The sequence below is a fragment of the Arthrobacter sp. H41 genome (assembly GCF_000520535.1).
Taxonomy (GTDB): domain Bacteria; phylum Actinomycetota; class Actinomycetes; order Actinomycetales; family Micrococcaceae; genus Arthrobacter_D.
In genome coordinates this window covers 41,904-52,787 of record NZ_KI914830.1, presented here as the reverse complement: position 1 = coordinate 52,787, position 10,884 = coordinate 41,904, and the positions used below count along the sequence as shown (strand labels likewise).

Sequence of the window (10,884 nt, the reverse complement as noted above, 5' to 3'; positions counted from 1 at the left end):
TGAGGAGATCTCGTCCCGCGCCGGGACCAGGTAGGTGATTTCCGCCCGGACGCCGGAGGCCAGGGCGTCCTGCAGTGCCTCGAGGGCCGGATCGATATCCTCTTCGGTGAGCTTCGTGGCGACGGCGCTGCCGATCCGGGCAGCGTCACCTGCCGCCGCCGCGAGCTTGGCCTGGGCGCCGAGCAGAGCCTCGGTGGTCCTCGCGCCGGAGAGGTCGCGCAGGGCCTGCAGTCCGACGATCAGCGCACACGCCTCATCCATGCTCAGTTTCACCGGTTCCGCGAGGTTCTGGGCATTCGTCAGGTAGATCCGGCCGTCCTCGATATTGACGTCGATCAGTCCATCCGGATAGTGCCGCGGACCGCTGACGAAGAGCAGGTCGAGGTCCCGTGTCAACTGGTCTGCGCTCACCTTGAAGCGGCTGGCCGTCGTCGTCAGCTCCGCGCCGGGATGCGCGAGGAGGTACGGCACCAGATCGAGGAGGCGCAGGAGGTGATCCTGCGCCGAGGACTGCCGGCGCGGGGTGGGCACCGGCGTGTCGGAGAGCACGACGTCGTCGGGGGCGCCGATCGATGCCTCGAGGGCGCTCCGCAGGAGTGCGTTGACTTCGGCGGCGAGTTCGGAGGGCTGCTCCACCCGCGCGTTCGGCCCGAAGACCGCAACCTCCCGGGCAAGGACCTGGGCGCTCGAGTACTTCACCTCGAGCTGGTCCCACTCCTCCCCCGTGGAGAGGATTGCAGTGCCCTTCCGCACCCGGAGCGCGTTGGAGGACCCGGTGCGGACAGCGATCCTCGCCGTGTGGTCCGGCTCGCTTCGCCGAAGCGAGCCCAGGGCCCTGTTCATGTCGAAGGACTCGGGAACAGCGAAACCGGTCTCGAGGAGCCGTGGGGCGGAGGTGATGCGCGACAACCGGAAGAACCGCGTCGCCTGCCGGGCGGTGTCATGACCCACCACGTACCAGTGTCCGAAACGCGCCCCCATCCCCCACGGCTGGAGCGTTCGCTCTTCCTCCCGGCCGGTGCTCGCAGCCCGGTAGGTGAACCGCAGCAGCTTCCTTTTCGACATTGCACGCCACACCTCGTCCCAGTAGGGCTCGTTGGTGGGAATGCGGGGCTGCACCGGAAGGCGTGACGGGACGTCGGCATCGCCGCTCCTGGTGCTGAGCTTGCGCATCGCACGGGATGCGGCGGAGTCGAGCGCTCCCTGGTCCCAGAGACTGGCGGCCATGCTGAGGACCGCGTATTCCTCCGGGGTGAAGTTCACGCCCGCCAGACGGTAGTCCTCGGCATTGATCCGGTAGCGCTGCACGGTGTTGTCGTTCTCGAACAACGGATCCTCGCCGAACGCCTCGAGCGGAATGCCCTGTTCGCGCAGCATTGCCTTGTCCCGATCGAACAGCTTCTCCCGTGCGGCGCTGGTCGACGCTTCACCGTACAGCTCGATCTCCTCGAACAGTTCCTCCTTGGTGAATCCCCTCCTGCTCGAAAGCAGCAGGATCACCAGCGTGAGGAGCCGTTCGGTGCGTTTCGCTGACACCGGAGCCGGACTATCGAACTGCCAGGAGGTCCACCACGAAGATCAATGATTCGTTCGGCGCGATGGCTGATCCTGCGCCGCTCGCTCCGTAGGCGAGCTCGGACGGGATTTCCAGCCGGCGTCGTCCTCCGACCTTCATCCCGAGCAGGCCCTGGTCCCAGCCCTGGATCACCTGACCCACTCCCACGCGGAAGTCGAGGGGTGCGCCGCGGTTCCAGGACGCGTCGAATTCCTCGCCCGTCGAGAAGGCGACGCCCACATAGTGTGCCGACACGGTGTTCCCTGTCTTCACCTCCTGGCCGTTACCCTCGATGAGGTCGTCGATCATCAGCTCGGTGGGTGCTGCGTGCTCGGGGAAATCTACCTCGGGCTTCTGACGGTCGAATTCGCGTTGTCCGAATGACATGGTTCTCCTTGGTGTAGTAGGGGGTGCAGGCTACTGGGCGGCTTTCTTGCCGGTGATCTCCACGTAGAACACCAGTGCTCCCGCCGGAGCGCCCTGCTGCGCGGGATCTCCGTAGGCCCAGGCTGCGGGGATCTCGAGCATGACCTTGGACCCGACCTTCAGGCCGGACAGTCCCTCGGTCCAGCCGCGGATCACACCCGTCAGCGGGAACTCGGTGGGCTCGCCGCGGGAGTAGCTCGAGTCGAAGTTCTCGCCGTCCTCCCATCGCCAGCCGCTGTAGTTGGCGGTGATGGTGTCGGCCTCGGTCACCACTTCGCCGGTGCCCTCCTCGAGCACCTGGACGACGAGGTCCTCGGAGGGCTCGTTGTCCGGAATGGTGATCTGCGGGGCGCCGTCCTCGCCGAAGGTGAAAGTGGGAAGCTTGCCTTCCTCCTCGAGCTTCTGGACCTCCTCGGGAGCGAGTACTTCGGGCTCCGGGGGAAGGTCCGCGGCGGACAATACCTTCAGCACGATGAGCTGCTGGTCGGCGGACCCCTCGGGCTGTCCTTCGACAGTCTCCATGGGGCGGGTGTAGGCAACCTGGGCGCCGACCTTCGTGCCCACCAGGACGTCGTACAGTTCGGCGTCCTGCTCCTTGAGCAGGTCGTCGACGGCGAGGGGCTGCGGCTCACCTCCGGAGTAGGTGTCACCGACCACGGTGCCGTCCTCGGTGTTCAGGAACACCGCGTGGAAAGTGATCTGCTGATTCGCCTTGATCTCGTCGCCGTCCCCTTCGACCACGGTTTTCACGGCTGTTTCCGTGACGTCGAGGGGAGTATCGAATTCGACGGTCGGCGCTTCCTCGTCGCTGCCTCCGCTGACCTCGACCGAGTCGAGGATCCCGGAGTCGCCGGCAGTCCGGCCGGACGTGGTTCCGCCGCAGGCGGTGAGCACCAGCAGCAACAGGAGGAGGGTTGCAAGTACTTTTCGCACAGAACTTCTTTCAAAGATGGTTTCGGTCGTCCAGACGGGGCACAAGTGGTCCGGCCCATCAAGCCTAACGGGTGTGCATTGAGACTTTCTCCCCGCAGGCCGATTTTCCACTCTGTTACAGCTGGCGCAGGAGCGCCTCCACACGCTCGTCGACAGCGGCGAAAGGATCCTTGCAGAGGATCGTCTGCTGCGCGCGGTCGTTGAGTTTCAGATGGACCCAGTCCACGGTGTAGTCCCGGTTCGCTTCCTTCGCGCGGCGCACGAATTCGCCGCGGAGGCGCGCCCTCGTGGTTTGGGGCGGAACGTCGACGGCTTCCTTCACCGCTGTGTCATCGACCACCCGGGCGGCCTCCCCCCGAGCCTGCAGGAGGAAGAAAAGACCCCGGGCCCGGGAGATGTCGTGATAGGTCAGGTCGATCTGGGCGGCGCGCGCCGAGTCCAGACCGAGGCCCGAGCGGCCCAGGTAACGGTCCAGCAGCTTCTTCTTGATGGCCCAGTCGATCTCGGTGTCGATGCGCGAGGTGTCCTGCCGTTCGACGGCGTCGAGCGTCCGCTCCCACAGGTCGAGGACCAGCGGCACGTGCGCGTGGTGCGCCCCGTGATCATCGACGAACCTCCGCACCCGGTCGAGGTACTCGCGCTGCATGTCCAGGGCGGAAACCTGCCGGCCGTTGGCGAGCTTCAGAAGCTGGGAGCCGGTGAGGTCGTGGGAAATTTCGCGGATGTTGCGGATCGGGTTCTCGAGCCGGAAGTCGCGCATGATGACGCCGGCCTCGACCATGCGGAGGATCAGGTCCACCGAGCCGACCTTGAGCAGGGTGGTGGTCTCGGACATGTTGGAATCCCCCGCGATCACATGGAGCCTGCGGTAGTGCTCGGCGTCGGCATGTGGTTCGTCGCGGGTATTGATGATGGGCCGTGAGCGCGTCGTGGCGGAGGAGATGCCCTCCCACAGGTGGTCCGCGCGCTGGGAGAACGCGTAGATCGATCCCGTCTGGGTCTTGAGGACCTTTCCTGCACCGACCAGCAGCTGCCGCGTCACGAGGAACGGAATGAGGATGTCGGCGAGCCGGGCGAATTCGAGTTTTCGGGGGATCAGGTAGTTCTCATGGCTGCCGTAGGAGTTGCCGGCCGAGTCGGTGTTGTTCTTGAAGAGATAGATGCTGCCGTCGTAGCCTTCCTGGGCCAGCTTGCGCTGCGCCTCCGCCACCAGATCCTCGAGGATCAGCTCGCCGGCGCGATCGTGGGTGATCAGCTGCGCCAGGTCGTCGCACTCCGCCGTCGCATACTCCGGGTGGGAGCCGACGTCGAGGTACAGCCGTGAACCGTTGGTCAGGAAGACGTTCGAGGATCGGCCCCAGCTGACCACCTTGCGGAAGAGGTACCGGGCCACTTCCTCCGGCGAGAGTGGGCGGGAGTTCGGGCCGGAGTAGGAGATGCCGAACTCGGTTTCGATGCCGAAGATGCGCCGGTCCATCAGGTGTCCCCGCCGTCCGTCAGGATGCTCTCGAGCTCGGGAGCGGCGAGCCGCCGGAAAGCGCGGCGGCTTCCGCGTGTTGTCCCGGGTTGCCTGTCGAGCACCGCAACCTCGAGCACGTCCGGGGTGAGCCGGTGCGGCGGCTGGCCTGCGGCGCCGTCGTTCTGGAGGGAGGCGACACCCGCCCGGATCGCTTCCGGGAAGGTGAGGTCCCTGGACCAGCTGTCCCGTAGCGCACTGACCACGGCGTCGGCTGCGCCGCCGATGACCACCAGGCCGGTCTCGTCGGCGATCGAGCCGTCGAAGGTGAGCCGGTAGAGATGGTCTTCGGCGGGTGTCTCCCCCACTTCCGCGACGACGAGTTCGACCTCGAAGGGTTTGCTCTCGGCAGTGAAGACGGCCCCGAGGCTCTGGGCATAGACACTTGCCAGGCCCCTCGCCGTGACGTCCTCGCGTGCATAGGAGTAGCCCCGCACATCGGCGTACCGCACTCCAGCCTGGCGCAGGCTCTCGAACTCGTTGTACTTCCCCACCGCGGCGAAGGCGATGCGGTCGTAGATCTCGCCCAGCTTGTGCAGGGACGGCGACGGGTTCTCGGCCACGAGCGCTATGCCGTCGCGGCAGGCCAGGACGATGACCGACCGGCCCCTGCCGATTCCCTTCCGGGCGAAATCGGCCCGGTCCTTCATCAGCTGTTCGGGCGAGACGTAGAACTGCTGCGTCATGGCTACGCTTCCCTTCCTGCGACCGACCTGCGACCGATGATTCCCAGCGCGGCCTCCTCGAGCTCACGCTCCGGTACCCTGCGCGCTCCCGCGCTGTTCACGGTATAGATCACGGGCCAGAGCTGACGGACGACGTCGGGCCCGCCGGTCGCTGAGTCGTCATCGGCCGCGTCATACAGCGATTCGACGGCGACCTGAACGGCAGTCGACTCATCCAGGTTGGGTTTCCACAGCTTCTTCAGGGCGCCCCGCGCAAACACGGAACCCGATCCGATGCTGTGGTGTTCCTGTTCCTCGTACCGGCCGCCGGTCACGTCGAAGGAGAAAAGCCTTCCTTCCCTGCGTTCGGTGTCGAAGCCGGCGAGGAGGGGCACGACGGCCAGGCCCTGCAGCGCCATGGGAAGATTCTGCCGCACCATGGCTGCCAGCCGGTTCGCCTTGCCGTCGAGGCTCATCCGGGTGCCCTCGATCTTCTCGTAGTGCTCCAGCTCCACCTGGAACAGTCGGGTGAGGTCAAGGCCGATTCCGGCGCTTCCGGCGATGCCCAGGACCGAGAACAGGTCACCGGGGAAAACCTTCTCGATATGCCGGCTCGCGATGATGTTGCCCATGGTCGCGCGACGGTCCCCCGCCATCAGGACGCCGCCGGAGAAGGTCAGCGAGACGATCGTGGTGGCGTGCGGGGCAAGTCCGGCGGCGCTCCCGGCAGCCGGCGCGATGATTCCGGTGCTGCGGTTGGAGGGCAGCAGCTCGGGGTGGTCGCGTCCAAGATGCTCGGCGAACGACGTCGAGGCGGCGCGGGAAACGATTGCTGCTGCGTCTTCCGGGATCATCCGTTACTGGCCGCCCTTTTGCACGAAACCCCGTACGAACTCCTCCGCATTGGACTCGAGTACTCCGTCGATTTCGTCCAGCAGGTCATCGACACCCTGGGTATCGGCGCTTTCCTGCGCGCCGGCGGGAGCGGGCAGGGGCTCCGGCTGGGCGTCCTCCTGTTCCTCAGGCTGCGCGCCGGTGTTTTTGTGGTCCTGTGTCGCCATGATGGGTGTCCTTCGCCGGAGTGATGGTGCTGACTCCTATGGTGCCACGCTCGGTTCCGGGCCGCTCAACAATCGGGCCAGGAAATCCTCGGCGTCGGACGCCTGTTCGAAAAGCTGTTCGGTGAGCGCCGCGGTCCCCCGCAGCGGTTCCCTCGTCTGGACCCGCTGGAGCCTCTCCTGGGAAGGGAGTTCGAAGATGATCGAGTCCCAGCTCGCCCCCACGACCTGCGCCGGGAACGTGGAAATACACTTGCCGCGGAAGTACGCGCGGGTATCCCGGGGAGGCTCGACGGCGGCCCTCTCCACCTCGGCCTGCCCCACGAGCAGTTCCACATCCCCGCGCCGGGCCAGCCGGTGGTAGATCCCCTTGTCCGGCCGCAGGTCGGCATACTGCAGGTCGATCAGTCCAAGCCGCGCATCCCCCCACTCGAGCGAATCGCGGTCGCGGTATGCCTGCAGCACCTTGAGCTTGGCCACCCAGTCGACCTGCCCGGCGGCGGCCGAAGGATCCGTCCTCAGGGTTCCCAGGAGCCCTTCCCACCGCCGCAGCACGTCGGCGGTCTGGGGATCGGCGTCGGCGGCTCTCGAGGCAGCGGAGAAGTAGATCTCCTGCAGGTTCAGGCCCGTGAGCCGCCGGCCGTCGGCGAGCTCCACGGTTGCGGTGAGGGTGGGGTCGTGGCTGATCACCTGGAGCGCACGCACCGGATCGGCGAGTTCGGGCAGGGGTGCCAGCCCGTGTTCGATGAGGGAGAGGACCAGCGCCGTCGTCCCCAGCTTGAGGTAGTTGGACACTTCGTTGAGGTTCGCGTCCCCGATGATCACGTGGAGCCTGCGGTATTTCTCGGCGACCGCGTGTGGTTCGTCCCGGGTGTTGATGATGGGGCGGCGGACCGTCGTCTCGAGGCCGATCTCGTTCTCGAAGAAGTCGGCACGCTGGCTGATCTGGTAGCCGGGCGCCTGGTTCAGCGCCCCTATCCCCACGCGCCCGGAGCCGCACAGCACCTGCCTTGAGACGAAGAAGGGGATGAGTGACGCGGCGAGCTGGCTGAACGGCACCCTCCGCGGGACGAGGTAGTTCTCGTGGGAACCGTAGGAGACGCTCTTGTTGTCGGTGTTGTTCTTGTAGAGGTGGACCGGCGAGAAACCGGGAGTGGAGGCGATCCGCCGCATGGCGGTGAGGGCGACGTGGTCCCCCGCCCTGTCCCACAGCACCGCGTCGTGAGGATTGGTGACCTCGGGGGAGGAATACTCGGGGTGCGCGTGGTCGACGTAGAGCCGGGCACCGTTGTTGAGGACGAGATTCATCAGGACGGCGCTGTCGGCGGGTTCGCCGCGTTCGAGGGCTATCTGTTCGGCGGTGAGCACCGGCGCTTCGTCGGTGAGCTGGGTGGGATGCGCCGCCGACCGGTCGAGCCGCCAGCCCCTCGCATCGGCGAGGGGTGCCTCATCGGTGTAGTCCCACCGTGTGCCGGCCAGGTTGCCGAGACCTTCCCTCAGGGTTGCGGCGTACGCGTTGACCACCTGCGAGGACAGCAGGGTCGGATTGGCCGAGAGCAGGCCGGGGGCGATGATCCCGTACTCGGTCTCGGTGCCCATGACCCGGTGCACGGTGACTCCGCCCGTCTCCTTCGGGAACGATCCAGTAGTACCGCCACTCACAGATACTGACCGGTGTTCGCCGTCGTCTCGAGCGACTTTCCGGGCTCCTGGCCCGCCTTGCCCTGCACGATGGTCCGTATATAGGTGATGCGCTCCCCCTTCTTGCCCGAGATCCGTGCCCAGTCGTCGGGGTTCGTGGTGTTCGGCATGTCCTCGTGCTCACGGAACTCGTCGACCACAGCACGCATCAGGTGCTCGATCCGGAGGCCCTTGCTGCCCTCGAGCAGCAGGTCCTTGATGGCGTACTTCTTCGCCCGGTCCACCACGTTCTGGATGACTGCCCCGGAATTGAAATCCTTGAAGTAGAGCATCTCGGTGTCACCGTTCGCGTAGGTGACTTCGAGATACTCGTTGGACTTGTCCGTCGAGTACATCTTCTCGACGGTGCGCCGGATCATCTCCTCGACGGTGACGCGGGCGTCGCCGCCGTGCTCGGCAAGATCATCGGCGTGGAGCGGCAGGCCCTCCGTGATGTACTTCGCGAAGATTTCCGCGGCCCCTTCGGCGTCGGGCCGCTGGATCTTGATCTTGACGTCGAGCCTGCCCGGCCGCAGGATGGCAGGGTCGATCATGTCCTCGCGGTTCGAGGCGCCGATCACGATGACGTTCTCGAGCTTCTCGACGCCGTCGATCTCGCTGAGGAGCTGCGGAACGATGGTGGTTTCGACGTCGGAGGAGACCCCGGTGCCGCGCGTGCGGAACAGCGACTCCATCTCGTCGAAGAACACCACCACCGGGCTGCCGTCCGACGCCTTCTCCCGGGCACGGGCGAAGATCAGCCGGATGTGCCGCTCGGTCTCCCCCACGTATTTGTCGAGCAGCTCCGGGCCCTTGATGTTGAGGAAGTAGCTGCGGACCTGCTCCGACCCCGAGCGTTCCGCCGCACGCGCGGCGAGGGAATTGGCGACGGCCTTGGCGATCAGTGTCTTTCCGCAGCCGGGAGGACCATAGAGCAGGATTCCCTTGGGGGGCTTGAGCCCGTGTTCGCGGTACAGGTCGGGGTGGAGGAACGGGAGCTCGACGGCGTCGCGGATCTGCTCGATCTGCGGTCCCAGTCCCCCGATGTCCTCGTAGGCGATGTCCGGTACCTCCTCGAGGACGAGGTTCTCCACCTCGCTGCGCGGCACCTTCTCGAGGGCGAAGCCGGACTTCGTGTCCACGGCCAGGGCATCGCCGACCCGGATCCGCTCTCCCTGCAGGTGCCCGTTGAGCCGAACGAGGCGCTCGTCATCCATCCGCCCCACCACGAGCGCGCGGTCGGTCCCGAGGAGCTCCTTGACGGTGACCAGTTCCCCGGCCCGCTCGTAGCCGAGCGCGGCCACGATGGTCAGCGACTCGTTCAGCAGCACTTCCTGGCCCGGGGCGAGCTGGCGCACGTTGATCAGGGGGCTCACCGTGACCCGGAGCTTCCGTCCCGACTGGAGGATATCCGCGGTGTCCTGCACCGTTGCCTGCGTGGTGGTTCCCGGCTCGGCTGCCCGTTGCGTATTGATTTGGATGACGGTGGCGAAACTGAAGGGTGCGGCGCCTTCCTTTTCCAGGGCCGCCTTCAGCCGCACGATCTCGGTGCGGGCGGCTTCCAGCGCCGCCACCAGGCGGGAGTTGTTCGAAGTGGCCGAGGCGAGCTGGCGGTCGATATGGCGCAGCTTGTCGCGGAGGACGTTGAGCTGGCGCTGGGCCATGGCGTTGTCGCCGCCCTGCACCGGCGGCTCCTGCGACTGCCCCCCGGAAGGGGAAACGTGCTCTTCGGATTCCGCCATCGCGTATCGCCACCTTCGGTTCGGCACTGGGCTGTGTTTCGACCATAGCGCAGACCCGCCGTCCTACGCTTGCGCCGGCTGCGGAAGGTGCGCCAGCCGGCTACCCCTTATCCCTGTCATCCAGAACGTTGTCCTCGGACACGCCGTCGTTCGAAACGCTGGCGTCCGGTATTCCCTCCAGCAGCGCATCCCGGCGCGACTGTGCCTCTTCGGCGGGGAGCGATCCCCGCTGGATGGTGGAGGAGGCGTCCCTCGCGACGCGTCGGAGGCGCTTGTCCGAGACATCCCGCTCGCCGACGGCCTGCGGAGTCCAGGCGTTCAGGTCCTCCTCGCTGAAGCCAGTCTTCGACGGCCGCCGCTTCGGAGTGAAGCCGATGGCGCCGGGCGCCAGGCGCCGGGCGGTCAGGAGGAAGCCCGTGTGGGCCACCATGCGGTGGTCGGGACGGACGGCGAGGCCCTCGAGATGCCAGCCGCGGACCATCGACTCCCAGGCAACAGGTTCGGTGAAACGGCCGTCGGCGCGGATTGCCTCGGCGGTTCGGGACAGCTGCGTCACCGTTGCCACGTAGCTCACCCACACTCCTCCCGCGACGAGGACCGTTGCCACTGCGTCAAGGCACTCCCAGGGCGCGAGCATGTCGAGCACCACGCGGTCGACGGTTCCCGGTGCTTCCTCCTGGAGGACCTGCTCCTGGAAGTCTCCGAGGGAGACCTTCCAGGCCGGATGCGGGCCGCCGAAGATGGTTTCGACGTTGCCTTTGGCGATCTCCGCGAACTCCGGGCGTCGCTCAAACGAGTGGAGGGAGCCCGTGTCTCCCACGGCACGCAGGAGTGAGATCGAGAGTGCACCGGATCCGACGCCGGCCTCGACCACCCGGGCACCCGGGAAGATGTCGCCCATCGTCACGATCTGGGCTGCGTCCTTGGGATAGACCACAGCAGCGCCGCGGGGCATGGAGAGGACGAAGTCGGAAAGCAGCGGACGCAGGGCCTGGTACAGCTGGCCCGTGGTGTTGGGGAGGATGGTGCCTTCGGGTTCGCCGATCAGCGTGTCGTGGAGCAGGAATCCCTTGTGCGTGTGGAACGCCCCTCCCGGGGTCAGGGTCACCGTGTTCATGCGCCCTTTCTCGTCGGTCAACTGGGCCCGTTCGCCGGCGCGGAACGGCCCGCGCCTGCTTGCCGCGCCGTGCGCCTCGCCCGGGGAGGTGGGGTCTGTGGGTGTGCTCATGGGGGAATTCCTTCGGGTTTTTGGGTGGCAGCGGGAAGCGGTGGCGCGAATCTGCGGCGCCGTCGTCGCGCCTCTGGCCTG

Annotated in this window: 10 protein-coding genes; all 10 read right to left on the bottom strand. The window is 66.6% G+C overall.

Going from position 1 to position 10,884, the window contains the following annotated elements:
• On the bottom strand, window positions 1–1,536 hold a 1,536-nt coding region (locus tag Y705_RS0114795; RefSeq protein ID WP_026533420.1), incomplete at its 3' end, for a WYL domain-containing protein.
• A 10-nt stretch (window positions 1,537–1,546) separates the two neighbouring features.
• A complete protein-coding gene (locus tag Y705_RS0114790; RefSeq protein WP_026533419.1) occupies window positions 1,547–1,942 on the bottom strand; it encodes an FKBP-type peptidyl-prolyl cis-trans isomerase in 396 nt (131 codons plus the stop codon).
• A gap of 30 nt (window positions 1,943–1,972) precedes the next feature.
• Window positions 1,973–2,914 (bottom strand): FKBP-type peptidyl-prolyl cis-trans isomerase, encoded by a 942-nt coding sequence (locus Y705_RS0114785; RefSeq protein WP_026533418.1) that lies wholly within the window; start codon window positions 2,912–2,914, stop codon window positions 1,973–1,975.
• 115 nt (window positions 2,915–3,029) lie between these two features.
• Complete coding sequence (gene pafA / locus Y705_RS0114780) at window positions 3,030–4,391, bottom strand: Pup--protein ligase (RefSeq protein WP_026533417.1); 1,362 nt, start codon at window positions 4,389–4,391, stop codon at window positions 3,030–3,032.
• The gene (prcA, locus tag Y705_RS0114775; RefSeq protein WP_026533416.1) at window positions 4,391–5,116 is read right to left on the bottom strand and encodes a proteasome subunit alpha; all 726 of its coding nucleotides are present in this window, start codon (window positions 5,114–5,116) and stop codon (window positions 4,391–4,393) included. Before prcA ends, pafA begins: the two co-directional genes overlap by 1 nt.
• A gap of 2 nt (window positions 5,117–5,118) precedes the next feature.
• Entirely contained in the window at window positions 5,119–5,949 is an 831-nt protein-coding gene (prcB, locus tag Y705_RS0114770) for a proteasome subunit beta (RefSeq protein ID WP_049822839.1), read from the bottom strand.
• A gap of 3 nt (window positions 5,950–5,952) precedes the next feature.
• Entirely contained in the window at window positions 5,953–6,156 is a 204-nt protein-coding gene (locus Y705_RS0114765; protein ID WP_026533414.1) for a ubiquitin-like protein Pup, read from the bottom strand.
• 36 nt (window positions 6,157–6,192) lie between these two features.
• A complete protein-coding gene (gene dop, locus Y705_RS0114760; RefSeq protein WP_026533413.1) occupies window positions 6,193–7,752 on the bottom strand; it encodes a depupylase/deamidase Dop in 1,560 nt (519 codons plus the stop codon).
• Between the two features lie 59 nt (window positions 7,753–7,811).
• Window positions 7,812–9,575, bottom strand: coding sequence for a proteasome ATPase (gene arc / locus Y705_RS0114755; RefSeq protein ID WP_026533412.1), 1,764 nt, complete (start codon window positions 9,573–9,575; stop codon window positions 7,812–7,814).
• 100 nt (window positions 9,576–9,675) lie between these two features.
• Window positions 9,676–10,803, bottom strand: a complete 1,128-nt coding sequence (locus tag Y705_RS20375) for a tRNA (adenine-N1)-methyltransferase (protein ID WP_081738089.1) — start codon at window positions 10,801–10,803, stop codon at window positions 9,676–9,678.
• Window positions 10,804–10,884 lie beyond the last annotated feature (81 nt).